Consider the following 26,956-nt stretch of genomic DNA (forward strand, 5'->3'; position numbering starts at 1 on the left):
ACGAACACCCGGGTCTGGGGAGGAGTGGCCCTTGCGGAGACCGGACTGAACGCGTCCGCAGCCCCTCCTACGATGGAGCTGTCCCACCCCATCAGCGGCCGTGACTCCGCCGCACCAGTCCACGAAAGGACGCCCCATGACGGATGCCTCGTCCGCGCGCGTGGACGCCTGGCTGTGGGCGGTGCGGATCTACAAGACGCGGTCCGCCGCGACGGCCGCGTGCCGTGCCGGGCACGTGCGGGTGAACGGCGATCGGGTGAAGGCTGCCCAGCCGGTGCGCCCGGGTGATGAGCTGCGCGTGCGCATCGCCGGCTTCGACCGTCAGCTCGTCGTCCGACGTCCCATCAGCAAGCGCGTCGGGGCCGCCGTGGTCGCGGAGTCCATGGAGGACCGGACTCCCCCGCCGCCTCCGCGCGAATCCGTCGCCTTCGTCCCCGTGCGAGACCGCGGCGCCGGTCGCCCGACGAAGCGTGAACGCCGCGACATCGACCGTCTCCGCGGCCGCGACGCCGACGACGACTGACGGCTGACGGCTGAGAGACCGGCGAGACCGAGCGAACCAGCCCACTGTCGCGAACCCATCACGCAGGGCCGAGGACCACACCGGTCATCAACCCTGAGCCCGATCAGCGCAAAATCGCCAGCCGGACAGACAGACCCCGCACTGGACCCTGGACTCAGTTCAGCTGCCCCAGCAGCCAGCTCGTCCCCACGACGGACGCGCCCGCATCCGTCGCCCGCCCGGCCAGCTCGCGGTCGCTGGTGACGACGCGCACCTCGTGTCCCGCGGCACGCAGCTCCCTGGTCTGCGCGACGATCGCGTCGTCGCCCGACCGCTCCGCCGCGACCACTCGCACGGCATCCGTCGACGAATCCTCTGCACTCCGCCCCGCGCCCTCGACGATCGCGACGAAGCCGGGGAACCAGGTCGTCTCGGGCAGACCGAGTGCCGTGGCATCCATCCCCCGATCCGACAGCCGCTCGAGCTGGTCGATGAGCCGACGCGCGGCGCCCGCGCGGTCCTTCCACCAGCCGTCGGGCACGGAGCCGACGACGTTCGCGACGTCGACCACCACGACCGGGCGAACGTCGAGGAGGTCTCGCAGTCGGGGCCACGAGTCTTCGAAAGCCGGATGCAGCGGCAGATCATCGACCTGATCGACGGGCACCCACGCGAGAGCCCTGCTCTCCGGATCGCTGATCACCGGCTCGAAGGGCTGCACGACATCGCCGACGAGGGTCGTGTACGACCAGACGCCCAGGTCGAGCACGCTCTCGAAGCGCGAGCGGATCGCCCCGTCGGGCACCCCCGCCTCCTCGGCGGACTCGCGCAATGCACCGTCGCGCGCGGACTCGTGCTCGTGCCGAGCGCCGCCCGGCAGCGCCCACGTGTCGCCGAAGTGGCTCCACGACACCCGGTGCTGCAGCAGGATGCCGCGCTCGGCGTCGACGGCGAGCAGGCCCGCCGCGCCGAAGCGTCCCCAGTACTTCTCGCCCGAGTCGGCGACCACCCAGGCGTCCCCGGGGTCGCGAGGACCGGACGGACGGCGGGGTTCACCGGAGGCGGGCGGCACGATCGTCACCGTTCCACCCTGTCACACGGTCGCGGGCCGACGGCCGCGGTGGAAGCGCAACGACACAGACCGCACAGCGACACGGACCCCGGGCAGCGACACAGACCGCCTGCCGCCCCACGGACAACCCGCCGCACCCAGACGGCCCGCGCCGTTACCGCTGCCGCTTCTCGCGCACGCGCATGTTGACGACGATCGGCGACCCCTCGAAGCCGTAGATCTCGCGCAGCCGGCGCTGGATGAATCGGCGGTAGCCGGGGTCGAGGAAGCCGGTCGTGAACAGCACGAAGGTCGGCGGACGCGTGCCCGCCTGCGTGCCGAACAGGATGCGCGGCTGCTTTCCTCCGCGGAGCGGGTGCGGGTGCTCCGCGACGAGCTCCGACAGGAAGGCGTTGAACTTGCCGGTGGCGATGCGCTGGTCCCACGAATCGAGCGCGGTCTCCAGTGCGGGCACGAGCTTGTCGAGGTGGCGTCCGGTGCGTGCGGAGATGTTCACCCGCGGGGCCCAGGCGACGTGCGCGAGGTCCTGCTCGATCTCGCGCTCGAGGTAGCGGCGACGCTCGGCGTTCTCGTACTCGGGGGTGTTCAGCACGTCCCACTTGTTGAAGGCCAGCACCAGCGCGCGACCCGACTCCAGCACCATGTCGATGATGCGCACGTCCTGCTCGGAGATCGGCTGCGAGACGTCCAGCACCACCACGGCGACCTCGGCCTTCTCGAGCGCGGCAGAGGTGCGCAGCGACGCGTAGAAGTCCGCGCCCTGCTGCAGGTGCACGCGGCGGCGGATGCCGGCGGTGTCGACGAGGCGCCACATCTTGCCGCCCAGCTCGACGATCTCGTCGACCGGGTCGCGGGTCGTGCCGGCGAGCTCGTTGACGACCACGCGCTCCTCCCCGGCGGCCTTGTTGAGCAGCGAGGACTTGCCGACGTTCGGGCGTCCGAGGATCGCGACGCGGCGCGGTCCGGCCACCTCGTCCTTGGCGACCGCCGAGATCGCGGGCAGCACCTTCATGATCTCGTCGAGGAGGTCGGCCACGCCGCGGCCGTGGATGGCCGAGACGGGGTACGGCTGTCCGAGGCCGAGATTCCACAGCGCCGCAGCCTCGGGCTCCTGGCGCGCGTCGTCGATCTTGTTGGCGACGAGGAAGACCGGCTTGCCGCTCTTGCGCAGCAGCTTGACGACGGCCTCGTCGGTCGAGGTGGCCCCGACCTTCGAGTCGACGACGAAGATGACGACGTCGCAGAGGTCGATCGCGATCTCGGCCTGGAGCGCGACGGACTGGTCGATGCCGCGCGCGTCCGGCTCCCACCCGCCGGTGTCGACCAGCGAGAAGCGCCGGTCCATCCACTCGGCCTTGTAGGTGACGCGGTCGCGCGTGACGCCGGGGGTGTCCTCGACGACGGCCTCGCGCCGGCCGAGGATGCGGTTCACGAGCGCCGACTTGCCCACGTTCGGGCGTCCGACGATCGCCACGACCGGGAGCGCCGGCGAGTAGATCGCCTCCCCCTCGGCGTAGTCCTCGCTGTCGAGGAGGCGCGCATCGTCGTCCTCGAGGTCGTAGTCGGCCAGCGACGCGCGGAGGGTCTCGGCGCGGGCGGCGGCGAGCTCCTCATCGAGGTTGGCCATCTTCTCGGCGAGCTGGTCGGGCCCGCCCTCGTACTCTTCTTCAGCGCCCATCGGGTGCTCCTGTCTGTGGGGTGCCGAGCGAGACCGTGACGACGTCGATGACGGCCTCCACGGTGCGCTCGAAATCGAGGTCGGTGGAGTCGACGACGCTCACGCCGTCGGCGGCGGTGAGGAAGTCGACGACGGTGGAGTCGGCGGCGTCGCGGCGGTGCAGCGCGTCGGCGACGGCTGCGGCATCCTGCGTCGTGATCTCGCGGCTGCGGCGCGCGGCCCGCACCTCGGGCGCGGCGGTCAGCAGCACGCGGACGGGCGCGTCGGGAGCGACGACGGTGGTGATGTCGCGGCCCTCGACGACGACGCCGCGGCGACCGGACTCGGCCACCAGCGCGCGGAAGAGCCGGTTCACGCTCTCGCGCACGGGCCGCACGCGGGCGACACCGCTCACGGCCTCGGTCACGCGCGGCTCGCGGATCGCGTCGGTCACGTCGGTGACGCCGACGCGCACCCAGTAATCGCCGGGATCGAGCGAGATCGCGTAGTCGAAGTCGTCGGCCACGCCCTTCACGGCCTGCTCGTCGGCGGTGTCGACACCGCGCTCCAGTGCCAGCCACGCCAGCGCACGGTAGGCGGCGCCGGTGTCGAGGTAGCCGTAGTCGAGCCGCCGCGCGACCTGCTTGGACACGCTCGACTTGCCGCTGCCGGCGGGCCCGTCGATGGCGACGAGCACGGGCGCGATCACGGGAGCGTCCCCGGGCGAGGAAGCAGAGACTCGGGATGCTGCGGCCACGTCGTTCGGGTCAGTCATTGGTGCTCGCAATCTTCCAGCCGCGCGCCTGCAGTCCGTCGACGGCGCGGCGCACCGCGCCGGGCACGACGCTGATCTCGGCGAGGCCGAACTGCGCGCCCGGCGAGTGCTCCAGGCGCAGGTCTTCGACGTTCACCTCCAGTTCGCCCAGTTCGCCGAAGAGGCGTCCGAGCTGACCGGGGGTGTCGTCGACCATGACGACGACCGACTCGAAGCGGCGGTTCTGACCGTGCTTGCCGGGGAGCCGGTCGACCCCGTCGTTTCCGCGGCGGATGGCGTCGGCCACCGCGCGGCGGGAGCCCGCGGCATCCGGTTCGCGAAGCGCGGCCGAGACCGCCGACAGGTCGTCGGCGAGACGGTCGAGCACGTCCACGACCGGCGCGGCGTTGGCGCCGAGGATCTGGGTCCACAGCTCCGGGGCCGACGCGGCGATGCGGGTGGTGTCGCGCACGCCCTGCCCGGCGAGGCGCAGCGACTCGTCCGGAGCCTCCACGAAGCGTCCGGCCAGCAGGCTCGCGACGATCTGCGGCACGTGCGAGACGAGCGCGACGGCACGGTCGTGCTCCTCGGGGCTCATCTCGATCGGGGTGGCGCCGAGGTCGAGGGCGAGCGCCTCCACGACGGCGAGGTCGGCGGCGGAGGTCTCCTCGTCGCGGCACACGACCCACGGACGGCCGACGAAGATGTCGGCCCGCGCGGAGATCGCGCCGCCGCGCTCCCGCCCGGCGAGCGGGTGCGATCCGATGTACCTCGTCAGATCGGCACCGCGCCGGCGGAGTTCGCGCAGCGGCTCGAGCTTGACGCTCGCGACGTCGGTGACGACCGCCTCGGGGTGATCGGCGAGCTCCCGCTGGATGACGTCCGCGATCACGTCCGGCGGCACCGCGACCACGACGAGCGCGGGCCGGTCGTCGGCGGCGGGCAGCCGGCCCGCGCCGTAGTCCACGGCGAGGCGCAGCTGTGCAGGCGAGGCATCGGCCAGCACGACGTCGACCCCGCGCGCACGCAGCGCGTGCCCGACGGACGAGCCGAGCAGCCCCGCTCCGACGATGCGCACCGTCCCCTGAACGCGCGATGCCACGCGGGCAGGCGCGGAAGAGTCGTCGCTCACTCGGTCTCCTGGGACTCGGTCGGCGCAGCGTCACCCGCCCCGCGGCGCGACAGTGTCAGAAGCGCGCCTCTCTCCAGTTTACTCAGCTCCCGCGCGCGCCCCACGGGGAGCGTTCCCAGGTGGAGCGGGCCGAACTGCCGCCGGACGAGTTCGACGACCGGATGCCCCACCGCGGCCATCATGCGACGCACGATCCGGTTGCGCCCGGAGTGCAGCGTCAGCTCCACGAGCGAGCCGTCCCCCGCGTTCGAGGCCGACAGCAGCCGGGCCTTGTCGGCGCGGATCGGGCCGTCCTCCAGGTCGAAGCCGCGGGTGAGCGTCGCGATGGTCTGGGCGGTCACCCGACCCTCGACCTTGGCGATGTAGACCTTCGTCACGCCGAAAGACGGGTGCGCCAGCACGTGGGCCAGCTCGCCGTCGTTGGTGAGCACCAGCAGCCCGCTCGTGTCGGCGTCGAGGCGACCCACGTTGTAGAGCCGCTCGGGCCAATCCTTCGTGTACCGCCGGAGGTCGGGACGGCCGCGGTCGTCGTTCATCGAGCTGACGACGCCGGTGGGCTTGTTCAGCACGACGTAGCGCTTCGACTGGTCGAGCTGCACCGCCGTGCCGTCCACGTCGACGAGGTCGGTCTCGGGGTCGATGCGGCGGCCGAGCTCGGTGACGACCGCGCCGTTCACGCGCACGCGTCCGGCGACGATCATGTCCTCCGCGACGCGGCGCGAGGCCACTCCCGCGTTGGCGAGCACCTTCTGCAGGCGCACGCCCTCGGGCCCGGCGGCGTCGCGCGCGTCCTCGTCGCTCATCGTGCGATCCCTTCGTCGAAGCCCTCTGCGCCGTCTTCCAGCAGAGGAGAGATGTGGGGCAGCTCGTCGAGGGAGTTGATGCCCAGGTTGATCAGCAGCGCATCCGTCGTCTCGTAGTGGATCGCGCCGGTCTCGGCATCGGTGAAGGCCTCGGTGATGAGGCCGCGTGCGAGCAGCGTCCGCACGACCGAGTCGACGTTCACCGCGCGGATGGACGCGACCTGGCTGCGGCTGACGGGCTGCTTGTACGCGATGACCGCCAGGGTCTCCAGCGCCGCCTGCGACAGCCGCGACGGCGCCTGGGTGTTCACGAACTCCGACACGACGTCGTCGTGCTCGGCGCGCACGTACAGCCGCCAGCCTCCGCCCACCTCGCGCAGCTCGAAGCCGCGACGCGGTCCGCCGGTGCGGCCGTCGTAGTCCTCGACGAGCCCCTCGACGGCCTGGCGCACGGCGGCCACGGGCGAGCCCACCGCCGCGGCGAGGGCGACGAGGCTCTGCGGCTCCTCGATCACCAGCAGGATCGCCTCGAGGCGGCGCGCGACCGAGACGGGGTCCTGCGCGCGGAGCTCTTCGTCGCGAGATGCGGATGCTGCGGCATCCGTCTCCTGCTCTGCTCGGGTGTCAGCGGTCATAGTCGGCTCCCAACGTGGCGAGGTTCTCTTCGGACCAGCGCTCGGCGGTCCAGCGCAGCGTGAGCTCGCCCAGCGGCTCCAGCTGCTCGAACGACAGGGCGGCGTGGCGGTACAGCTCCAGCACCGAGAGGAAACGCGCGACGAAGACCCCCGGTTCCGCGACCCCGGCGACGAGTTCGCGGAACGACAGCGTTCCGGCGCTGCGCAACAGGGTCACGATGATGGCGGCCTGCTCCCGGATGCTCACCAGCGGCGCGTGCAGGTGATCGAGTCCCACGCGGGGGATCTCCTTCGGCGTCATCGCCATCAGGGCCAGCGCGGCGAAGTCATCGGGCGTGAGCGTCCACACGAGCTCGGGTGCGGCGCGGCGGAACTTCTCGTCCAGGCGCACCGAGCGGGCGTGCCGCCGATCTTCGGACTGCAGCCGCTCGGCGAACCACACCGACACCTGCTTGAACGCGCGATACTGCAGCAGCCGGGCGAACAGGAGGTCGCGCGCCTCGAGGAGCGCGACGGACTCGGCATCGACGAGCTCGCCCTGCGGCAGGAGTCCGGCGACCTTCATGTCCAGAAGTGTCGCGGCGACGACGAGGAACTCGGATGCCGCGTCCAGCTCCTCCTCGGTGTCGAGCCCGCGCAGGTACGAGATGAACTCGTCGGTGACGCGGCTCAGCGCGATCTCGGTGATGTCGAGCTCGTGCTGCGAGATGAGGCTCAGCAGCAGGTCGAACGGGCCGTCGAAGACGCCCAGCGAGACGCGGAACGCGCCGTCGTCGCCGGGCGACGCGGCCTCGGCCGTGCCGGTGGTGTCGTCGTCCTCAGGCGACGGCGCCACGGGCGACCAGCTCCCGCGCCAGCCTCAGGTACGCCTGGGCGGCGGGATGCTCGGGCGCGAACTCGGTGATCGGCATACCCGACACCGACGCGTCCGGGAACTTCACGGTGCGACCGATGACCGTCTCCAGCACGTCGTCGCCGAATGCCTCGACCACGCGGTCGAGCACCTCCCGCGAGTGCAGGGTGCGGGAGTCGTACATCGTCGCCAGCAGGCCGTCGAGCTTGATGGTCGGGTTCAGCCGGTCGCGCACCTTCTCGATGGTCTCGATGAGCAGCGCCACCCCGCGCAGCGCGAAGAACTCGCACTCGAGCGGGATGATGACGCCGTGGCTGGCCGTCAGCGCGTTGACCGTGAGCAGCCCGAGCGAGGGCTGGCAGTCGATGAGGATGACGTCGTAGTCGGCGGCGACCTGACGCAGCACGCGCGCGAGGATCATCTCGCGGGCCACCTCGTTGACGAGGTGCACCTCGGCGGCGGAGAGGTCGATGTTCGCCGGGATGATGTCGAGGTCGGGCGTGTCGGTGTGCACGATGACCTCGCGCGCGTCGCGCTTGGGGTCCAGCAGCAGGTCGTAGACCGTCGGGACGTCGTGGGTCTGCACGCCGAGACCGGCGGAGAGTGCGCCCTGCGGGTCGAAGTCGACCGCGAGCACACGGCGTCCGTAGTTGGCGAGCGACGCTGCCAGGTTGATGGTCGTCGTCGTCTTCCCGACGCCGCCCTTCTGGTTGCACAGCGCGATGATGCGCGCCGGACCGTGCCCGTCGAGCTTCGGCGGGGTCGGGAACCCGTGGTACGGACGCCCGGTGGGTCCCATCGGCGCGTCGTCCGCCGACTTCCGCGTCGCTGCTCGTTTCGTGGCCGCCACAGACTCTCCTGACTTCGCCCTGTCGCCTCCCGATCCTAGTCGCCCGCCCGGCCGCCGCCCGCAGGGCTGGCCCGCAGGAGCGACGATCGCGGCATCGACGACGGCGATGGGGGGATGCTCAGCGCGCGCGGGGGTGCGACGTCACGTACACGTCGCGCAGGGCGTCGACCGACACGTGGGTGTAGATCTGGGTCGTCGCCACCGACGCGTGGCCGAGCAGCTCCTGCACGACGCGCACATCGGCGCCGCCCTGCAGCAGGTGCGTGGCGAAGGAGTGCCGCAGCGTGTGCGGCGACACGTGCGCGGTGAGGCCGGCGCGCTCGGCGGCGGCGACGATGATCAGCCAGGCGCTCTGGCGCGAGAGCGGCGCCCCGCGCGCACCCAGGAACAGCCGGGGCGTCGCGGTCCCCCGTCGCGAGAGCTCCGGGCGGGCGCGCGTCGCGTACGCGTCGATCGCCGCACGGGCGTACGACCCGACGGGGACGATCCGCTCCTTCGACCCCTTGCCGCGCACGCGCAGCACGTCGCCGTGCGCGACGTCGTCCACGTCGAGCTGGACGATTTCCGACACGCGGGCGCCCGTGGCGTAGAGCAGCTCCAGCAGGGCGCGGTCGCGCAGCCCGAGGAGATCGCCCGGCGCGGCATCGGCGGGAGCCGGACCCGCGGCATCCAGCAGCTGCTCCACCTGTTCGATGGTCAGCGCCTTCGGCAGCCGCTGCGGTGCCTTCGGCGGACGCAGCCGCCCCGTCGGGTCGTCGGTCGCGAGCCCCTCGCGGGTGAGGAAGCGGTGGAGCCCGCGGATCGAGGACTGCAGCCGGGCGAGACTGGATGCCGCGGGCGGCGGCTGCGCGGACGCCCGCTCCGCCGCGAACGCGGCCACCGTCGCCGCCGACACGTCGTCGGAGTCGTCGATGCCCCGCTCGGCCAGCCACTGGACATAGCCCGCGAGGTCACGCCGGTACGCGGCGGCGGTGTGGTCGCTGAGTCCGCGCTCGAGGGAGATGTGACGCAGATACGCGTCGACGGCGCACTCCAGCCGCATCGATCCGCCTAGCGGGCGTCCCGGCGCAGTAGCTCGGCAGCCGCCAGGACCCCCGTCGCCAGGATGCCGTTGCGCATCCGCCCCGCCAGCACGGCGTCGACGACCTCGTCCATCGGCACCCATTCCACGCGGATGTCGGCCTCCTCGGCCTCCCGCGCGTGCGCGGCGTCGCGGGCGCTGATGCCCCGCGCGAGGAAGAGGTGCACGACCTCGTCGTTGCCGCCCGGCGTGGTGAAGATGCTGACCAGCGGCTCCCATGACGACGCGGTGAGGTCCGCCTCCTCCTCCAGCTCCCGGACGGCGGCCGCCATCGGCGACTCCCCCTCCATGTCGAGCAGGCCGGCCGGGATCTCCCAGTCGCGGTGGCGGATGGGATGCCGGTACTGCTGGATCAGCAGCACCCGGCCGTCGTCGTCCACCGCGACGATCGCCGCGGCGCCGGGGTGATCCACGTACTGGCGCACGAGCTCGTCGCCGTTGTAGCGGAAGGTGTCGGAGCGCACGTCCCAGACCCGGCCCTCGTAGACCAGCTCGCTGTCGACGATGTCGGGGTCGACGGGCTCGTCGTGCAGGGCGTCCGCCGCGGCATCCGTCCCCTCGTCCCGAACGTCGCTCACGCGGCGCTGCCCGCGAGGTCGTCCTCGGACTCGACGTCGTCGAAGAGCTCGCTGGAGCGGTGACGCTCGAGCGCGGCACCGACGAGGCCGCGGAACAGCGGGTTCGCGTCGGTCGGACGCGAGCGCAGCTCGGGGTGCGCCTGCGTGGCGATGTAGTACGGGTGCACCTCACGGGGCAGCTCGATGTACTCCACGAGGTCGAGGTCGGGGTTGATGCCCGAGAACAGCAGACCCGCGTCCGCGATGCGGTCGCGGTAGCGGTTGTTCACCTCGTAGCGGTGGCGGTGGCGCTCGGAGGCCGTCCGGCCGCCGTAGACCTCCGCAGCGATCGAGCCCTCGGCGAGGTCGGCGGGATACAGCCCCAGACGCATCGTGCCGCCGAGGTCGCCCTTCTCGATGATGTCGACCTGCTCCTCCATCGTCGCGATCACCGGGTGCGCGGTGTCGGGGTCGAACTCGCTCGAGGACGCGTCCTCGATGCCGGCGACGTGGCGGGCGTACTCGATGACCATGCACTGCAGGCCGAGGCAGATGCCGAGCGTCGGGATGCCCTGCTCACGGGCGAAGCGCAGCGCGCCGATCTTGCCCTCGATGCCGCGGATGCCGAAGCCGCCGGGCACGACGATGCCGTCGAGCTCGCCGAGAGCCTTTTCCGCGCCCTCCGGCGTCTCGCACAGGTCGGACGGGACCCAGCGGATGTTGACGTGCGTCTCCTGCGCGAAGCCGCCGGCCTTGAGCGCCTCCGTCACCGACAGGTAGGCGTCGGGCAGGTCGATGTACTTGCCCACGAGGCCGACGGTCACCTCGTGCTTGGGGTTGTGGACGGCCTTGAGCACCTTGCCCCAGCGGGTCCAGTCGACGTCGCCCGCCGTGTCCAGGCCCAGCGTCCGCACGATGTACGCGTCCAGGCCCTGGTCGTGGAGCATCGAGGGGATGTCGTAGATGCTGGGCACGTCGACGGCGTTCACGACAGCGTCCTCGTCGACGTCGCACATCAGCGCGATCTTGCGCTTGTTGCTGTCGGTGACGGGGCGGTCACTGCGCAGGACGAGCGCATCGGGCTGGATGCCGATCGAGCGCAGCGCCGCGACGGAGTGCTGGGTGGGCTTGGTCTTCTGCTCACCGGAGGCGCCCATGAACGGCACGAGCGACACGTGCACGAAGAACACGTTCTGACGGCCGAGCTCATGCCGGATCTGACGGGCCGACTCGATGAACGGCTGCGACTCGATGTCGCCGACGGTGCCGCCGATCTCGGTGATGATCACGTCGGGGCGGGGCTCCTCCGTGGCCTGCAGGCGCATGCGGCGCTTGATCTCGTCGGTGATGTGCGGGATGACCTGCACGGTGTCGCCGAGGTATTCGCCGCGACGCTCCCGAGCGATCACCTGCGAGTAGATCTGGCCGGTGGTGACGTTGGCCGCCTGGCTGAGCTCGATGTCGAGGAACCGCTCGTAGTGCCCGATGTCGAGGTCGGTCTCCGCACCGTCGTCGGTGACGAACACCTCGCCGTGCTGGAACGGGTTCATCGTGCCCGGATCGACGTTGAGATACGGGTCGAGCTTCTGCATGACCACGCGCAGTCCGCGGGCCGTCAGGAGGTTGCCGAGGCTCGCCGCCGTCAGGCCCTTGCCCAACGAGGAAACGACACCGCCGGTCACGAAGATGTGCCTGGTGGTGTCGTTCGATTGTCCCGGATCTGAAGTCTGCATCACGGGCTTCGAGCCTATCAGTCGAGGGTGGGAGGAATCCGTACGGTTCACGATACGGCGCGTGCGGTCTGCAGAAGCTCGCGGGCATGGAGGATCGCGGCATCCGAATCCGCCAGTCCCGACAGCAGGCGAGCCATCTCGTGCTCGCGCTCCGCGCCGTCGAGTCGCGTCACGCTGGACGCGGTCACGGAGCCGTCGTTGGCCTTGACCACCGTGAGGTGGTTTCCGGCGAAGGCGGCCACCTGGGCGAGGTGCGTCACCGCGATGACCTGCGACGACTCCGCCAGGCGCGCCAGCCGCCGGCCGACCTCGATGGCGGCGGCCCCGCCGATGCCCGCATCGACCTCGTCGAAGACGAACGTGGGCACGGGGTCGGTCGCGGCGATGACCACCTCGATGGCGAGCATCACGCGACTCAGCTCGCCGCCCGACGCCCCGCGGGAGACGGGGCGCGGCGCCGCACCGGGGTGCGGGGCCAGCAGGATCGCGACGTCATCGCGCCCGCTGGTGGATTCGGCGCCCGGCGACACCTCCACCGTCAGCGCGGCGTCCGGCATGGCGAGGGCGTGGAGCTCCTCGGTCACGTCGGTCGACAGCCGCGCGGCGGCGAGGGTGCGCGCGTCGGTGAGGGCGGCAGCGGCCGTGTCGAGGACGGATGCCGCGGCATCCCGTTCGTGTCGCAGTCGCTCGACGCGATCGCCGTCGTCGTCGAGGTCGGCCAGGCGGAGCGAGCCGGTGCGCAGCAGATCGATCGCGGCCTCGAGCGTTCCGTGGGCGCGGACGAGTCCGGCGATGACGGCGCGGCGCTCCTCGACGGCGGCCAGCTCGTGCGGACCCGACTCGTCGAGGTCGGCGAGGTAGCCGGCGAGAGAGGCGGCGAGATCGGTCGCACGGTAGCCGAGCTCGGCCGCCTGGCCGGCGAGATCCTCGAGGGCGGTGTCGCTGGACGCGGCGCGCTCCAGGGCGCGGCGCGCCTCGGCGATGAGTCCGATGGCATCGGGGGCGTCGTCTTCGGCGGACAGCACGTTGTGGGCCGTCGCGGCGGCGAGGCGCAGCTCTTCCGCGTTCGCGAGACGCTCCGCGCGCTGGGCGAGCTCGACGTCCTCCCCCGGCTGCGGCTCCGCGGCCTCGATGTCGGCGATCGCGGCGCGCAGCTCTGCGGCCTCCGCCGCGCGCGCGTCGCGGTCGCCCGTGAGCGACGCGAGCTCCCGCTCGACCCCGCGCCACGCCTCGTAGGCCGTGCGGTACTCCGCGAGTGCGGCGGCGACCGGCGCACCGCCGAAGCGATCGAGGGCGTCGCGCTGGGCGGCCGCGGTCTTCAGCCGCAGCTGGTCGGACTGCCCGTGCACGACCACCAGCTGATCGGCGAGGTCGGCCAGCACGCCGGCCGGCGCCGAGCGACCGCCGACGGTGGCGCGGCTGCGGCCCTCGCTCGAGATGGTGCGCCCGACGAACAGTTCCGCGCGACCCGCCCCCACCTGTTCGACGTCGCCGCCGGCCTCGCGGACCCGGTCGACGACGGGACCCTCGTCGGGCACGATCCAGACGCCGTCGACGGATGCCTGAGCAGCACCGGCGCGCACGGCGCCCGAGTCGGCGCGCTGCCCCATCAGGAGGCTCAGCCCGGTGACGACCATGGTCTTGCCGGCACCCGTCTCCCCCGTGATCGCGGTGAAGCCGGGACCCATCGGAAGCGTCGCCTCCGCGATCACTCCGAGGTCGCGCAGGCGCATCTCCTCGATCACGGCTGCTCCGGGTGGGTGATCGCGCCGGTCGCCGGGAAGACCGGGCCGCGCCACCCCTCGACGGGCAGACGGAACTTGCGCACGAGGCGATCGGTGAACGCGGCGGGGTGCAGCCGCGCGAGGCGCACGGGTCGCTCCGACCTCCGCACGACGACGCGGGCGCCGGGGGGCAGCTCGTGCGAGCGACGGCCGTCGCACCACAGGATGCCCGTCCCGTTGGTGCGCTCGAGGACCTCGATCGCCACGGCGGCCTCCGGTCCCACGACCAGCGGACGCGCGAAGAGCGCGTGCGCCGAGAGGGGGACGACGGCGATCGCCTCGACCGTCGGCCAGATCACCGGTCCGCCCGCGGAGAAGTTGTAGGCGGTCGAACCGGTCGGCGAGGCGACCACCACGCCGTCGCAGCCGAAGCTCGACAGCGGACGCCCGTCGACCTCCATGACCACTTCGAGCATGCGCTCACGGCTCGCCTTCTCGACGGTCGCCTCGTTGAGGGCCCACGTCTCGTAGATCACGGCGTCGGCGGAGTCCTTGACGCGCACCTGCAGCGTGAGTCGCTCCTCGACGCCGTAGTCGCGCTCGATCACGTGACGCACGGCGTCGTCCATGTCATCGCGCTCGATCTCGGCCAGAAATCCGACGTGTCCCATGTTGATTCCGAGGACGGGCGCCGTGCCGTCGCGGACGATCTCGGCCGCGCGCAGGATCGTGCCGTCGCCGCCGAGCACGATCGCCAGCTCGATGTCGGCGACCGAGACGTCGTCGCCGAGCGTGAGGACGTCGGGGAGGTCGCCGAGTGCGGCGATGAGCTCTTCCCGGTCTTCGGCGGTGACGACGGGGCGCGCGCCGGCGGAGGAGAGGGCGTCGAGGACGCGCTGCGCAGCCTCCACCGTGTCATCGCGGCGGGCGTGCGCGACGACGAGGATGTGACGCTCGTCGATCATCGCTCTCCTGCCAATCGGCTGACCGTGCTCAACCATTCTGTCGGATTGGTCCCCCGGTCAGCCGCGAAGTGCACGACGAACTCGGCATTGCCGTGCGTGCCGACCAGTGGGGAGGAGATGACGCCGAGCGTGCGCAGGCCGAGGTCCCAGGCCGCCCAGAGCAGGCCGGTCACCGCGTCGGCGCGGAGCCCGGCATCCGTCACCAGACCACCGCGCACCGCGGTGCGCCCGACTTCGAACTGCGGTTTGACCAGCAGCACGGCGTCGGCGCCGTCGGCCATGACGTCGCGGATAGGCCCGAGCACGTGGGTCAGGGAGATGAACGACAGGTCGGCCGTCACGACCTCGGGCGCCGCGTCGACGCGGGAGGCGGCGCGCAGAGTCTCGGGTGTGAGGTCGCGGGCGTTGAATCCCTCGATCACGATCACGCCCGCATCAGAGGCGACCGATGCTGCGACCTGCCCATGACCGACGTCCAGGGCGATGACGGGCTCCGCCCCGCGCTCGCGGAGCACCTGCGTGAAGCCTCCCGTCGACGCACCGAGATCCAGGGCCCTCCGACCGGCGACGGAGACCCCGAAGGCGTCGAGTCCGGCGATGAGCTTGTGCGCGGCGCGGCTGACGTAGTGGTCCGCACCCGCCACCACCAGCACGCTCTCATCCGTCACCGGGGCGGAGGGCTTGACCACGCCGCGTCCGTCGACGGTCACCAGGCCCTCGGTGATCAAGGTGGCCGCGTGTGTGCGCGACCGCGCCAGCCCGCGGCTCGCGAGGGCGGCGTCGAGCCGCTGCGATCCGGCGGTCACCGTGGCGGCGCGGACTCGAGCCGCTGGGCGAGCTCGTCGTGGAGCGCGGCGTACGCGTCGGCTCGAGCCGCCAGCGGCTGCTCCTCGATGACGCGCAGACGGCTGACGAGCTCGCGGGCTTCGTCCGAGGAGGGCGCATCGCTCATGCGCCCAGCGTACGCCGCTACGGCCGGTGGAACGGGTCGTGGTAGAGGCGCTCCGGAACCCGGAAGCCGTAGATCGCGCGTCCGCTCCCCCAGATCGCCGCGGCACCGGCGCGGACGAGGTCGATCGGCCGATCCCCCTCGCTGACGATGCGGATGTCGGCCCCGTCGATCTGCACGGACGCGCCGCGGACGGTCGTCACGTCGCCGTCGGTGGTCGCCCGCGGATACGGCTCGTGCAATTCGCGGAGATCACCCACGATGAAGTCCGGCCGCGAGTCGGGTCCGGCCGCCAGCACGTGCTTGGGCCGGTCGATGCCCGTGAGGACGAGGACGGACGGGATGCCCGCCCGCCGCGCACCGACGATGTCGGTGTCGAGACGGTCGCCGATGAAGAGCGGATGCTGCGCACCGAACCGCGCCACCGCCTCTTCGAAGATGGGTGTCTCGGGCTTGCCGGCGACGACGGCGAGGCGGCCGACCGCCGTGTGGACAGCCGACACGAGCGTGCCGTTGCCCGGCGCGATGCCGCGGGCCTGCGGGATCGTCCAGTCCGTGTTCGTGGCGATCCACGGGATGCCGCCCTCCTCCTCCGGGAGGGCGAGCGCGTAGGCGGCCTCGGCCAGCTGCGCCCACCCCACCTCGGGGGCGAAGCCCTGCACCACGGCCGCGGGTGCGTCGTCGGCGCTGCGCGTCACCGTGAAGCCGGCCTTCTCGACCTCGACGACGAGGCCTTCGCCGCCGACGACGAGGATCTTCGATCCGGCGGCGACGCGCGGCGAGAGGAGCCGCATCGCGGCCTGCGGGCTGGTCACGACGTCCTCGGGGCGGACGTCGAGACCGAGCACGGTCAGGTGAGCTGCCACCGACGCGTCGGTGCGCGACGCATTGTTGGTGATGTAGCCGAGGCGGCGCGTGCGTCCGGCGAAGTTCAGGCTCTCGACCGCATGGGGCAGCGCGCCGGGGCCGGCGTACACGACACCGTCGAGATCCGCGAGCACCGCATCGACGCCGTCGAGCGGAGTCGCCTCCGCCGGAGCCTTGCTTCGGGAGAACAACGCCATCAGCCGCGGCCGCCGTCCTCGGCTGGCGCGTCGCCGAAGTCCCCGTCCGGCGCGTCGTCACCCGGCGCGTCGTCACCCGGCGCGTCCTCGCCCGCCGCGTCCTCGGCCTCGAAGACCTCTTCGACGACGATGACCTCGTCAGACCCTTCGTCCTCGTTGAGTCCGAGCGCGTCCTCAGCGACCTCGGCGCGGGCGCGCCACTGCTCCGCCTCGTCGCTGCGACCGAGCTCCTCGAGAACCGACGCACGGGCGGCGAAGAGCGCCGGGCTCCACTCGAAGGCGCGGTCCGGATCCAACTCGGGGATGTCGAGCTCCGTGAGCGCGCGCTCCGGCTCGCCGAGGTCGAGACGGGCTCCCGACATCGCGATGGCCAGCTCGACCCGAACCTGGGCGGGAAGCGTCGAGCGGTCGACCGATCGGCCGAGCTCGAGGGCGCGGTCGGAGCGTCCGACCCCGCGCTCGCTGTCGACCATGAGGGCGATCTGGTCGTCCTTGCCGGAAATGCGACGGTAGGTGCGCAGCTCGCGCAGAGCAAGCGCGTAGTCGCCGATCGTGTACGCGGTGATCGCGAGCGTCTCGCGCACGATCGCGATGCGTCCGGCCCGGCGGGATGCCGAGACGGCATGCGCGTGCGCACGCTCCGGGTCGTCTTCGATGAGACGGGACGCCATCGCAAGGTGGCGCGCCACCCACTCCGCGTTCTCCTTCGACAGCGTCTTCAGCTCGTTGCGGGCACCCTTGTCCAGGGAGTCGGGCGTGACGTCGTCAGGCAGCACGGGGTCGTCGTGGAACGACCGGACCGGACGAAGCTCGTCCTCCGGGCGGTACTCGCGATCACGACCGGCTCGGGGCGCATGCGACCGCGCCTGCCCGTCGCGCGGCGGATACGAGGTCCGCTCACCATCGCGAGGCGGGTACGACTTCCGCTCACCGTCACGCGGCGGGTACGACCGACGCTCGCCGTCACGGGGCGGGTACGACTTCCGCTCGCCGTCACGGGGCGGGTACGACTTCCGCTCGCCGTCGCGGGGCGGGTACGACTTCCGCTCACCATCGCGGGGCGGGTACGACCTGCGCTCACCGTCGCGAGCTGCGTAGGGCCGGTCACCGTCGCGCTTCTCGTACGGCCTCCGCTCACCATCCCGAGGCGGGTACGACCGACGCTCGCCGTCACGCGGCGGGTAGGACTTCCGTTCGCCGTCACGCGGCGGGTACGACTTCCGCTCACCGTCACGCGGCGGGTACGACCTGCGCTCACCGTCACGGGGCGGGTACGACTTCCGCTCACCGTCACGGGGCGGGTACGACTTCCGCTCGCCATCGCGGGGCGGGTACGACCTGCGCTCGCCATCGCGGGGCGGGTACGACTTCCGCTCACCATTGCGGGGCGGGTACGACCTGCGCTCACCGTCGCGAGCTGCGTAGGGCCGGTCGCCGTCGCGCTTCTCGTACGGCTTCCGCTCGCCATCGCGAGAAGGGTACGACCTGCGCTCGCCATCACGTGGCGGGTACGACTTCCGCTCACCGTCGCGAGAAGGGTACGACTTCCGCTCGCCATCACGTGGCGGGTACGACTTCCGCTCACCGTCGCGAGAAGGGTACGACTTCCGCTCGCCATCACGCGGCGGGTACGACTTCCGCTCACCATCACGCGGCGGGTACGACTTCCGCTCACCATCACGCGGCGGATACGACTTCCGCTCACCATCACGGCCGGGACGCGCGCCACTCGAGGCGTCGCGCGCAGTGAAAGGACGTCTGCCACCCGTAGACCCGGATCCGGAACGCCGTGCGCGATCGTTGCGCTGCTCGTCTTCGGCCATGGGGGATCCATCCTTTTCACTGTGAGGTTGTTAACGCGAAATGGCCACCCGCGGGGTGGCCATTTCGTGTTTTCAAAGAGGTTGTTCGGCGGTGTCCTACTCTCCCACAGGGTCCCCCCTGCAGTACCATCGGCGCTGAGAGGCTTAGCTTCCGGGTTCGGAATGTGACCGGGCGTTTCCCTCTCGCTATGGCCGCCGAAACACTTGTGATGTTTCAATCGTGCACACAACAACAGTTGTTGGTGCGGTTCTCGACCGTACATCGAGAACCACTCAGTGGACGCAAACACCTCAGAACGGTGTGTTATCAAGTCATCGGCTTATTAGTACCGGTCAGCTTCACGTGTTGCCACGCTTCCACATCCGGCCTATCAACCCAGTAGTCTGGCTGGGAGCCTCTCACCATAAATGGTATGGAAGTCTCATCTTGAGGCCGGCTTCCCGCTTAGATGCTTTCAGCGGTTATCCATCCCGAACGTAGCTAATCAGCGGTGCTCCTGGCGGAACAACTGACACACCAGAGGTTCGTCCAACCCGGTCCTCTCGTACTAGGGTCAGATCCTCTCAAACTTCCTGCGCGCGCAGCGGATAGGGACCGAACTGTCTCACGACGTTCTAAACCCAGCTCGCGTACCGCTTTAATGGGCGAACAGCCCAACCCTTGGGACCTACTCCAGCCCCAGGATGCGACGAGCCGACATCGAGGTGCCAAACCATGCCGTCGATATGGACTCTTGGGCAAGATCAGCCTGTTATCCCCGAGGTACCTTTTATCCGTTGAGCGACAGCGCTTCCACAAGCCACTGCCGGATCACTAGTCCCGACTTTCGTCCCTGCTCGACCTGTCAGTCTCACAGTCAAGCTCCCTTGTGCACTTACACTCGCCACCTGATTACCAACCAGGTTGAGGGAACCTTTGGGCGCCTCCGTTACTTTTTGGGAGGCAACCGCCCCAGTTAAACTACCCACCATGCACTGTCCCTGAACCGGATCACGGTTCGAAGTTAGATATCCAGAGTGACCAGAGTGGTATTTCAACAATGACTCCACATGAACTGGCGTCCACGCTTCAAAGTCTCCCACCTATCCTACACAAGCCACACCGAACACCAATACAAAGCTATAGTAAAGGTCACGGGGTCTTTCCGTCCTGCTGCGCGTAACGAGCATCTTTACTCGTAATGCAATTTCGCCGAGTTCGCGGTTGAGACAGTTGGGAAGTCGTTACGCCATTCGTGCAGGTCGGAACTTACCCGACAAGGAATTTCGCTACCTTAGGATGGTTATAGTTACCACCGCCGTTTACTGGGGCTTAAATTCTCAGCTTCGCCTTGCGGCTAACCGGTCCTCTTAACCTTCCAGCACCGGGCAGGCGTCAGTCCGTATACATCGTCTTGCGACTTGGCACGGACCTGTGTTTTTAGTAAACAGTCGCTACCCACTAGTCTCTGCGGCCACCACACCCTTTTCCAGGCAAGCTGGTATAAGTGGATGGCCCCCCTTCTCCCGAAGTTACGGGGGCATTTTGCCGAGTTCCTTAACCACGATTCTCTCGATCTCCTTGGTATTCTCTACCTGACCACCTGAGTCGGTTTGGGGTACGGGCGGCTGGAACCTCGCGTCGATGCTTTTCTTGGCAGCATAGGATCACCCACTTTTTATCCGCATCGTGTCTCAGCCTTAATGAGTGACGGATTTGCCTATCACTCGGCCTACGCACTTGCCCCGGGACAACCATCGCCCGGGTTGGGCTACCTTCCTGCGTCACACCTGTTAATACGCTAACCGCACCAGCATGGGGTCGTGCGCTAGGCCCAACGCTCTCACCCCGAAGGGATCGATGCACTGGGATTCAGGCACTTAGCACCACTGGATTAGCTTGGGCGGTTCTTCGCCGGTACGGGAATATCAACCCGTTGTCCATCGACTACGCCTGTCGGCCTCGCCTTAGGTCCCGACTTACCCAGGGAAGATTAGCTTGACCCTGGAACCCTTGGTCTTTCGGAGGACGTGTTTCTCACACGTCATTCGCTACTCATGCCTGCATTCTCACTCGTGTAGCCTCCACGGCTGGTTCACACCGCCGCTTCGCTGGCCACACGACGCTCTCCTACCCATCAACACGGCTGGACCACGAAGGCCTACCAAAAATGTCAATGCCACAACTTCGGTGACGTGCTTGAGCCCCGTTACATTGTCGGCGCGGAATCACTTGACCAGTGAGCTATTACGCACTCTTTCAAGGGTGGCTGCTTCTAAGCCAACCTCCTGGTTGTCTAAGCAACTCCACATCCTTTCCCACTTAGCACGCGCTTAGGGACCTTAGTTGGTGGTCTGGGTTGTTTCCCTCTCGACTATGAAGCTTATCCCCCACAGTCTCACTGCTGCGCTCTCACTTACCGGCATTCGGAGTTTGGCTGACGTCAGTAACCTTGTAGGGCCCATCGGCCATCCAGTAGCTCTACCTCCGGCAAGAAACACGCAACGCTGCACCTAAATGCATTTCGGAGAGAACCAGCTATCACGAAGTTTGATTGGCCTTTCACCCCTATCCACAGCTCATCCCCTCAGTTTTCAACCTAAGTGGGTTCGGTCCTCCACGACGTCTTACCGTCGCTTCAACCTGGCCATGGATAGATCACTTCGCTTCGGGTCTAGGACATGCGACTGAATCGCCCTATTCAGACTCGCTTTCGCTACGGCTACCCCACACGGGTTAACCTCGCCACATATCGCTAACTCGCAGGCTCATTCTTCAAAAGGCACGCTGTCACCCCTACTAAGGAGGCTCCAACGGTTTGTAAGCAAACGGTTTCAGGTACTATTTCACTCCCCTCCCGGGGTACTTTTCACCTTTCCCTCACGGTACTTGTCCGCTATCGGTCATCTGGGAGTATTTAGGCTTATCAGGTGGTCCTGACAGATTCACACGGGATTTCTCGGGCCCCGTGCTACTTGGGATACTCTTCACGCCAAGACAAGGCATTTCGACTACGGGGTTCACACCCTCTATGACCAGGCTTTCAATCCTGTTCGTCTATACCTTCTTGTCACGCCGGCTGCTCGGCAGAGCAGCCCGAAAAGTCCCACAACCCCGAATACGCAACTCCTGCCGGATATCACACGTACTCGGTTTAGCCTGTTCCGGTTTCGCTCGCCACTACTAACGGAATCGCGGTTGCTTTCTCTTCCTGTGGGTACTGAGATGTTTCACTTCCCCACGTTCCCTCTACCCGCCCTATATATTCAGGCGGGAGTCACTAGGTCGGCACGCCGCCCAGCGGGGTTTCCCCATTCGGACACCCTCGGATCACAGTGTGCTTATCCACTCCCCGAGGCTTATCGCAGATTGCTACGTCCTTCTTCGGCTCCAGATGCCAAGGCATCCACCGTTTGCTCTTAAAGACTTGAAATCACATGAGTTCATCAAAGAATCGGACCACACCCAAAGGTGTGACTCGAAATTGACTAATGATCTTTAAGATCATCAAAACAAGACAACCCTTACAGGTCATCTTGAAGATGCTCGCGTCCACTGTGTAGTTCTCAAAGTACGGGCGGTACCCCACCCCCACCACCATCCGGTGACAGAAGGCAAGGCCCAGAGGAAAGAAGCAACCACCCGAAAGCAGTCACGATCGGTCCCTCAGGACCCAACAGCGTGCATGTGCCACCCCGACCACCCCGAACCTTTCCCACCGCAAGCGGCGTACTCAGCCCGGAACAACCCGAACAGCACCTCGTCATATGTTCCACCCATGAGCTACCAGCGAGAACATTCGTCTCGAACTGGCGCCTGGACAACCACACGACCCCCAAAGGAGGACGCCAGCTGCCAGATGCTCCTTAGAAAGGAGGTGATCCAGCCGCACCTTCCGGTACGGCTACCTTGTTACGACTTAGTCCTAATTACCGATCCCACCTTCGACGGCTCCCTCCACAAGGGTTGGGCCACCGGCTTCAGGTGTTACCGACTTTCATGACTTGACGGGCGGTGTGTACAAGACCCGGGAACGTATTCACCGCAGCGTTGCTGATCTGCGATTACTAGCGACTCCGACTTCATGAGGTCGAGTTGCAGACCTCAATCCGAACTGGGACCGGCTTTTTGGGATTCGCTCCACCTCACGGTATTGCAGCCCTTTGTACCGGCCATTGTAGCATGCGTGAAGCCCAAGACATAAGGGGCATGATGATTTGACGTCATCCCCACCTTCCTCCGAGTTGACCCCGGCAGTATCCCATGAGTTCCCACCATTACGTGCTGGCAACATAGAACGAGGGTTGCGCTCGTTGCGGGACTTAACCCAACATCTCACGACACGAGCTGACGACAACCATGCACCACCTGTTTACGAGTGTCCAAAGAGTTGACCATTTCTGGCCCGTTCTCGTATATGTCAAGCCTTGGTAAGGTTCTTCGCGTTGCATCGAATTAATCCGCATGCTCCGCCGCTTGTGCGGGTCCCCGTCAATTCCTTTGAGTTTTAGCCTTGCGGCCGTACTCCCCAGGCGGGGAACTTAATGCGTTAGCTGCGTCACGGAGACCGTGGAATGGCCCCCACAACTAGTTCCCAACGTTTACGGGGTGGACTACCAGGGTATCTAAGCCTGTTTGCTCCCCACCCTTTCGCTCCTCAGCGTCAGTTACGGCCCAGAGATCTGCCTTCGCCATCGGTGTTCCTCCTGATATCTGCGCATTCCACCGCTACACCAGGAATTCCAATCTCCCCTACCGCACTCTAGTCTGCCCGTACCCACTGCAGGCTGGAGGTTGAGCCTCCAGTTTTCACAGCAGACGCGACAAACCGCCTACGAGCTCTTTACGCCCAATAATTCCGGATAACGCTTGCGCCCTACGTATTACCGCGGCTGCTGGCACGTAGTTAGCCGGCGCTTTTTCTGCAAGTACCGTCACTTTCGCTTCTTCCTTGCTAAAAGAGGTTTACAACCCGAAGGCCGTCATCCCTCACGCGGCGTTGCTGCATCAGGCTTCCGCCCATTGTGCAATATTCCCCACTGCTGCCTCCCGTAGGAGTCTGGGCCGTGTCTCAGTCCCAGTGTGGCCGGTCACCCTCTCAGGCCGGCTACCCGTCGACGCCTTGGTGAGCCATTACCTCACCAACAAGCTGATAGGCCGCGAGCCCATCCCGAACCAAAAAATCTTTCCAACCACCAACCATGCGGCTGTGGTTCATATCCGGTATTAGACGCCGTTTCCAGCGCTTATCCCAGAGTCCGGGGCAGGTTGCTCACGTGTTACTCACCCGTTCGCCACTGATCCACCAAGCAAGCTTGGCTTCACCGTTCGACTTGCATGTGTTAAGCACGCCGCCAGCGTTCATCCTGAGCCAGGATCAAACTCTCCATAAAAAAATGATGCACAACCCCCACCGGAAAAAGGCGAAAAGTCATGCGAGTTCAACCTGACCAAAAGAATGCCATCACTGACAATTCAATTAATCTCAAAGAAATCTCACCAACCAACCCAAAAAAGGATCAGTTGCGAGGTTCATTGGCATATGACAAGTGCACACTGTTGAGTTCTCAAGGAACGGACGCACCCCCCGTCGACACTCGCGTGTCTGCCGGAAGGGCAACTTCACAAACCTACCCCCGATTGGTCATGTCGATCCAAGAGACCGTCCATGTGCTTCGAGAGGCGAACTGCTGCTCGCACTGCTCGGAGGGGGATTTCCATCGTAGACCCGGAGGCCCGCGATCCTCAAGTGGCCCGGCTGAAACCGTTCCAAGGTGAGGCGTGTTCGCCAACGTGAGGGGGTGAAGCTCTGAGCCTCTCGCAACCCTGTGGGGCGAACAAGTAATACGTTACGTCAGGCTCCGGGAGTCGGCAAATCAGGCGTCGTCCCGGGCGTGTCGGATCGCTTCGCGCGCTCCCCCGGCCGCAGCACAGCGCGGCGCACGACGACGACGACGGTGCACAGCAGGAGCGTGAGGACACCCCACACCGCGCACGCCGGCGGCAGCACGCGGTATGCGAGATGCGCGACCGTCCATGTCGGCGACAGCGGACCATAGATGACCAGCCCCGTGCCCCACGCGAGGACGAGGACGGCGGGGAGGGAGAGCCACCAGCTGAACCGCACGGCCACAGGGAGCAGCCGCTCCGGTCCCCAGCCGGCGGGTCTCCTGCGGAGAGCCCACGCAGCCCAGACGGCGATGACGACCAGGCCGACGACGCTCGATCCGTGCTGCAGCCACTTGTAGCCGGTGAGCGGACCCCAGTCCTGGTCGAGCACCGGCAGCAGCTCCGTACCCCAGCGTCCCTCGTGGGTGAACACGTCCCAGGCGATGTGACTCGCCACTCCGAGGGCCAGCGAGATCAGCAGCAGAGCGGTCGAGCGGAGCTTGCTGCCGTCCGTGCCGCCGAACGTCTCCCGCAGTGCGGCGACCGGGCCCGTATCCCAGTCCGCCGGGATCCGGCGCGCCACCGTGCGCGGCAGCAATTCGCGGACGGCCGGACGCAGCAGGCAGCGCCAGACCAGCAGCAGTGCCAGCGCCACGAGCATCGTCACCGGCAGCCAGGACAGGCTGTGCGTGCGGCCGTAGTCGATCCCCCACCCGCGGAGGAACAGCGGGAGGTCGGGCGTCATCGCCCCGATCGCGATGGCCGCCGGCACGAGCGGCGTGCGCACGAACGCCAGCGCGACGACCGCGTGGCTGGCGGTGAAGGGCATGCGCGTCAGCTCGAGGAGACGAAGACGCCGGCGAGCGTCTTCTTCCCGCGGCGCAGCACGGAGGCGCCACCGGGCAGCGCTCCGGCGATGACGGTGTTCTCGTCGTCGACCCGATGCCCGTCCACGCTGACGCCGCCCTGGGCGACGGCGCGCCGCGCCTCGGACAGGCTGGCGGTCAGTCCCGTCGCGACGAGCGCCTGCACGACCGTCGTCGGCTCCGACACCCGGGTGTGCGGAAGCTCCTCGAGCGCGCTGCGGAGGGTCGCGGCATCCAGCGCCGTCAGATCCCCTTGCCCGAAGAGCGCCTCCGAGGCCGCCACGACGGATGCCGCGGCATCCGGACCGTGGACGAACGCCGTCACCTCGCGGGCGAGCCTCTTCTGGGCCTCGCGGCGGAACGGCTCGGCGGCGACGAGCTCCTCGAACTCCTCGATCTCCGCCTTGGAGAGGAACGTGAAGATCTTCAACCGCGAGATCACGTCGGCGTCATCGGTGTTGAGCCAGAACTGGTACATCCGGTACGGGCTGCACATCGCAGCATCCAGCCAGATCGCATTGCCCTCGCTCTTGCCGAACTTCGTACCGTCGCTGTTGGTGATCAGCGGCGTGCCGATGGCATGCACGGACACGCCCTCGACGCGGTGGATGAGATCGGTTCCGCTTGTGAGGTTGCCCCACTGATCGCTGCCGCCGGTCTGCAGCCTGCACCCGTACTGGCGGTACAGCTCCAGGTAGTCCAGACCCTGCAGGATCTGGTAGCTGAACTCCGTGTAGCTGATGCCCGCCTCGGAGTTGAGGCGTGCCGCGACCGCGTCCTTGCGGATCATCGTGCCCACACGGTAGTGCTTGCCGATCTCGCGCAGGAAGTCGATGGCGCTGAGCGGCGCGGTCCAGTCGAGGTTGTTGACCATGCGGGCGGCATTCGGTCCGTCGACGTCGAGGAAGCGCTCGACCTGCGCCCGCAGGTATCCCACCCACTCCTCGACCGTCTCGCGTTCGTTCAGAGTGCGCTCGGCCGTCGGCCGGGGGTCGCCGATCAGGCCGGTGGAGCCGCCGACCAGCCCGAGCGGGCGATGACCGGCCAGCTGCAGACGGCGCATCGTGAGCAGCTGCACGAGATTGCCGAGGTGCAGGCTCGGGGCCGTCGGGTCGAATCCGCAGTAGAACGTGATCGGCTCTCCGCCGAGCATGGTGCGCAGCGCCTGCTCGTCGGTGGACACCTGCACGAGGCCGCGCCAGACGAGCTCGTCCCAGACGTTGTCGAACGACGGATCGTTGGCGGGCGCGGTCGGGATCACTGCGGCTGACACGGGTCGAGGTTATCAGCGGCACCTCCGTCGTCTCGGCCGTCGGACGCGGCGTCTGATGAGGTGACAGGGCTTCAGTGGAAGAGGATGAAGCCTGCAAACCTCAGACGTATCGTCCTGGACCTTACTTATGCTTCATGACATAATCGGCCAGATAGTAAGTCTGTGGACTGGAGCGAGCATGTTCGTCATCACCGCTGACCAGCGCGGCAGCCGGACCAGCGACGATCTCGTGCCCTCCGCGCTCGCCGACGTCACGCGCCGGGCGGGTCGCCGACTCGCACTCGCTCCGGACCGCAACGCCGGCGACGAGGTGCAGGCGGCCACGGACGACGGGCGGACGGCCCTGGACGTCGCCCTCCACCTCGTACGGACGGGCGTCTGGAGCGTCGGGATCGGGGTCGGCGAGGTGCAGCATCCGCTTCCCGACGACATCCGCGCGGCTCGCGGACCCGCGTTCATCCATGCCCGCGATGCGGTCGACCGGGCGAAGCCGTCGCAGTGGCGGCTCGCGCTGACGGCCGCCGACGCCGCGGAGGCCGACGGAGCGGAAGCGCTCATCCGCCTCCTCCTCGAGCTGCGCGAACGCCGAACCGGCCCGGGATGGGAGGTCGCCGATCTGCTGTCCGAGGGTCTGACGCAGAAGGAGATCGCGGCACGGCTGGGCATCACGGAGACGGCGGTCAGCCTGAGGGCGAAGGCCGCGGGACTCCGCGCCGAGGAGGCCGCGATCCCGGCGCTCGCGGCGGTGCTCGACGCGCTGAACCGGCGTCCGGGGCCCATGCGAGACTGACGGA

Annotated in this window: 21 protein-coding genes and 3 rRNA genes; 2 read left to right on the forward strand and 22 right to left on the reverse strand. The window is 68.0% G+C overall.

Annotated elements, in window-relative coordinates; genetic code table 11:
* The first annotated feature begins 136 nt into the window (after positions 1-136).
* Positions 137-523 carry an RNA-binding S4 domain-containing protein gene (locus ABC304_RS15125; protein ID WP_412931874.1) on the forward strand — a complete coding sequence of 129 codons (387 nt, stop codon included), beginning with the start codon at positions 137-139 and terminating at the stop codon, positions 521-523.
* Positions 524-677: 154 nt separating this feature from the next.
* Here the strand turns inward: ABC304_RS15125 and ABC304_RS15130 are convergent, their stop codons facing one another.
* From ABC304_RS15130 to tyrS, 22 genes are all read right to left on the reverse strand, one after another.
* Positions 678-1,583, reverse strand: coding sequence for an NUDIX domain-containing protein (locus ABC304_RS15130; protein ID WP_412931877.1), 906 nt, complete (start codon positions 1,581-1,583; stop codon positions 678-680).
* A 145-nt stretch (positions 1,584-1,728) separates the two neighbouring features.
* On the reverse strand, positions 1,729-3,252 hold the full coding sequence (der, locus tag ABC304_RS15135) for a ribosome biogenesis GTPase Der (RefSeq protein WP_412931880.1): 1,524 nt from the start codon (positions 3,250-3,252) through the stop codon (positions 1,729-1,731).
* Positions 3,242-4,006, reverse strand: a complete 765-nt coding sequence (gene cmk, locus ABC304_RS15140) for a (d)CMP kinase (protein WP_412931882.1) — start codon at positions 4,004-4,006, stop codon at positions 3,242-3,244. Before cmk ends, der begins: the two co-directional genes overlap by 11 nt.
* Positions 3,999-5,117, reverse strand: a complete 1,119-nt coding sequence (locus ABC304_RS15145) for a prephenate dehydrogenase (RefSeq protein ID WP_412931884.1) — start codon at positions 5,115-5,117, stop codon at positions 3,999-4,001. The genes cmk and ABC304_RS15145 overlap by 8 nt, the downstream gene beginning before the upstream one ends.
* Positions 5,114-5,920, reverse strand: coding sequence for a pseudouridine synthase (locus ABC304_RS15150; protein ID WP_412931886.1), 807 nt, complete (start codon positions 5,918-5,920; stop codon positions 5,114-5,116). Before ABC304_RS15150 ends, ABC304_RS15145 begins: the two co-directional genes overlap by 4 nt.
* Positions 5,917-6,555 (reverse strand): SMC-Scp complex subunit ScpB, encoded by a 639-nt coding sequence (gene scpB / locus ABC304_RS15155; RefSeq protein WP_412931888.1) that lies wholly within the window; start codon positions 6,553-6,555, stop codon positions 5,917-5,919. Before scpB ends, ABC304_RS15150 begins: the two co-directional genes overlap by 4 nt.
* Entirely contained in the window at positions 6,545-7,390 is an 846-nt protein-coding gene (locus ABC304_RS15160) for a segregation and condensation protein A (RefSeq protein WP_412931890.1), read from the reverse strand. The genes scpB and ABC304_RS15160 overlap by 11 nt, the downstream gene beginning before the upstream one ends.
* Positions 7,374-8,207: a ParA family protein gene (locus ABC304_RS15165; protein ID WP_412932968.1), complete on the reverse strand. Its 834-nt coding sequence runs from the start codon at positions 8,205-8,207 to the stop codon at positions 7,374-7,376. Before ABC304_RS15165 ends, ABC304_RS15160 begins: the two co-directional genes overlap by 17 nt.
* Positions 8,208-8,376: 169 nt before the next feature.
* Positions 8,377-9,300: a site-specific tyrosine recombinase XerD gene (gene xerD / locus ABC304_RS15170; RefSeq protein WP_412931892.1), complete on the reverse strand. Its 924-nt coding sequence runs from the start codon at positions 9,298-9,300 to the stop codon at positions 8,377-8,379.
* Positions 9,301-9,308: 8 nt separating this feature from the next.
* Positions 9,309-9,917: an NUDIX domain-containing protein gene (locus ABC304_RS15175; protein WP_412931893.1), complete on the reverse strand. Its 609-nt coding sequence runs from the start codon at positions 9,915-9,917 to the stop codon at positions 9,309-9,311.
* Positions 9,914-11,629, reverse strand: coding sequence for a CTP synthase (pyrG, locus tag ABC304_RS15180; RefSeq protein ID WP_412932970.1), 1,716 nt, complete (start codon positions 11,627-11,629; stop codon positions 9,914-9,916). The genes ABC304_RS15175 and pyrG overlap by 4 nt, the downstream gene beginning before the upstream one ends.
* A 47-nt stretch (positions 11,630-11,676) precedes the next feature.
* Entirely contained in the window at positions 11,677-13,374 is a 1,698-nt protein-coding gene (recN, locus tag ABC304_RS15185; RefSeq protein WP_412931897.1) for a DNA repair protein RecN, read from the reverse strand.
* Positions 13,371-14,318 (reverse strand): NAD kinase, encoded by a 948-nt coding sequence (locus ABC304_RS15190; protein WP_412931900.1) that lies wholly within the window; start codon positions 14,316-14,318, stop codon positions 13,371-13,373. The genes recN and ABC304_RS15190 overlap by 4 nt, the downstream gene beginning before the upstream one ends.
* Positions 14,315-15,124 (reverse strand): TlyA family RNA methyltransferase, encoded by an 810-nt coding sequence (locus ABC304_RS15195; protein ID WP_412931903.1) that lies wholly within the window; start codon positions 15,122-15,124, stop codon positions 14,315-14,317. The genes ABC304_RS15190 and ABC304_RS15195 overlap by 4 nt, the downstream gene beginning before the upstream one ends.
* Positions 15,121-15,270 carry a hypothetical protein gene (locus ABC304_RS15200; protein ID WP_412931905.1) on the reverse strand — a complete coding sequence of 50 codons (150 nt, stop codon included), beginning with the start codon at positions 15,268-15,270 and terminating at the stop codon, positions 15,121-15,123. The genes ABC304_RS15195 and ABC304_RS15200 overlap by 4 nt, the downstream gene beginning before the upstream one ends.
* Before the next feature lie 17 nt (positions 15,271-15,287).
* On the reverse strand, positions 15,288-16,331 hold the full coding sequence (locus tag ABC304_RS15205) for an HAD-IIA family hydrolase (RefSeq protein ID WP_412931907.1): 1,044 nt from the start codon (positions 16,329-16,331) through the stop codon (positions 15,288-15,290).
* Positions 16,331-17,107 (reverse strand): hypothetical protein, encoded by a 777-nt coding sequence (locus ABC304_RS15210; protein ID WP_412931910.1) that lies wholly within the window; start codon positions 17,105-17,107, stop codon positions 16,331-16,333. Before ABC304_RS15210 ends, ABC304_RS15205 begins: the two co-directional genes overlap by 1 nt.
* A 1,130-nt stretch (positions 17,108-18,237) precedes the next feature.
* Positions 18,238-18,354, reverse strand: a 5S ribosomal RNA gene (gene rrf, locus ABC304_RS15215).
* 103 nt (positions 18,355-18,457) lie between these two features.
* Positions 18,458-21,567 (reverse strand): 23S ribosomal RNA (locus ABC304_RS15220).
* Positions 21,568-22,004: 437 nt separating this feature from the next.
* A 16S ribosomal RNA gene (locus ABC304_RS15225) occupies positions 22,005-23,527 on the reverse strand.
* Together the 16S, 23S and 5S rRNA genes form the textbook arrangement of a ribosomal RNA operon.
* 461 nt (positions 23,528-23,988) lie before the next feature.
* The gene (locus ABC304_RS15230; protein WP_412931912.1) at positions 23,989-24,852 is read right to left on the reverse strand and encodes a DUF4184 family protein; all 864 of its coding nucleotides are present in this window, start codon (positions 24,850-24,852) and stop codon (positions 23,989-23,991) included.
* 5 nt (positions 24,853-24,857) lie between these two features.
* Complete coding sequence (gene tyrS / locus ABC304_RS15235; RefSeq protein ID WP_412931914.1) at positions 24,858-26,162, reverse strand: tyrosine--tRNA ligase; 1,305 nt, start codon at positions 26,160-26,162, stop codon at positions 24,858-24,860.
* Between the two features lie 178 nt (positions 26,163-26,340).
* On the opposite strand from tyrS, the gene ABC304_RS15240 reads away from it, so the two are divergent.
* Entirely contained in the window at positions 26,341-26,952 is a 612-nt protein-coding gene (locus ABC304_RS15240; protein WP_412931916.1) for a DNA-binding protein, read from the forward strand.
* The last annotated feature ends 4 nt before the right edge of the window (positions 26,953-26,956 follow it).

It is taken from the genome of Microbacterium jepli (assembly GCF_047237905.1).
Taxonomy (GTDB): domain Bacteria; phylum Actinomycetota; class Actinomycetes; order Actinomycetales; family Microbacteriaceae; genus Microbacterium.

What these genes read in the sequence shown, in the direction of transcription:
- ABC304_RS15125 (WP_412931874.1), top strand. Translation starts at nt 137, where the DNA reads ATGACGGATGCCTCGTCCGCGCGCGTGGACGCCTGGCTGTGGGCGGTG.
- der (WP_412931880.1), bottom strand. Translation starts at nt 3,252, where the DNA reads ATGGGCGCTGAAGAAGAGTACGAGGGCGGGCCCGACCAGCTCGCCGAG.
- cmk (WP_412931882.1), bottom strand. Translation starts at nt 4,006, where the DNA reads ATGACTGACCCGAACGACGTGGCCGCAGCATCCCGAGTCTCTGCTTCC.
- ABC304_RS15150 (WP_412931886.1), bottom strand. Translation starts at nt 5,920, where the DNA reads ATGAGCGACGAGGACGCGCGCGACGCCGCCGGGCCCGAGGGCGTGCGC.
- scpB (WP_412931888.1), bottom strand. Translation starts at nt 6,555, where the DNA reads ATGACCGCTGACACCCGAGCAGAGCAGGAGACGGATGCCGCAGCATCC.
- ABC304_RS15165 (WP_412932968.1), bottom strand. Translation starts at nt 8,207, where the DNA reads ATGGGACCCACCGGGCGTCCGTACCACGGGTTCCCGACCCCGCCGAAG.
- xerD (WP_412931892.1), bottom strand. Translation starts at nt 9,300, where the DNA reads ATGCGGCTGGAGTGCGCCGTCGACGCGTATCTGCGTCACATCTCCCTC.
- pyrG (WP_412932970.1), bottom strand. Translation starts at nt 11,629, where the DNA reads ATGCAGACTTCAGATCCGGGACAATCGAACGACACCACCAGGCACATC.
- ABC304_RS15190 (WP_412931900.1), bottom strand. Translation starts at nt 14,318, where the DNA reads ATGATCGACGAGCGTCACATCCTCGTCGTCGCGCACGCCCGCCGCGAT.
- ABC304_RS15200 (WP_412931905.1), bottom strand. Translation starts at nt 15,270, where the DNA reads ATGAGCGATGCGCCCTCCTCGGACGAAGCCCGCGAGCTCGTCAGCCGT.
- ABC304_RS15205 (WP_412931907.1), bottom strand. Translation starts at nt 16,331, where the DNA reads ATGGCGTTGTTCTCCCGAAGCAAGGCTCCGGCGGAGGCGACTCCGCTC.
- ABC304_RS15230 (WP_412931912.1), bottom strand. Translation starts at nt 24,852, where the DNA reads ATGCCCTTCACCGCCAGCCACGCGGTCGTCGCGCTGGCGTTCGTGCGC.
- ABC304_RS15240 (WP_412931916.1), top strand. Translation starts at nt 26,341, where the DNA reads ATGTTCGTCATCACCGCTGACCAGCGCGGCAGCCGGACCAGCGACGAT.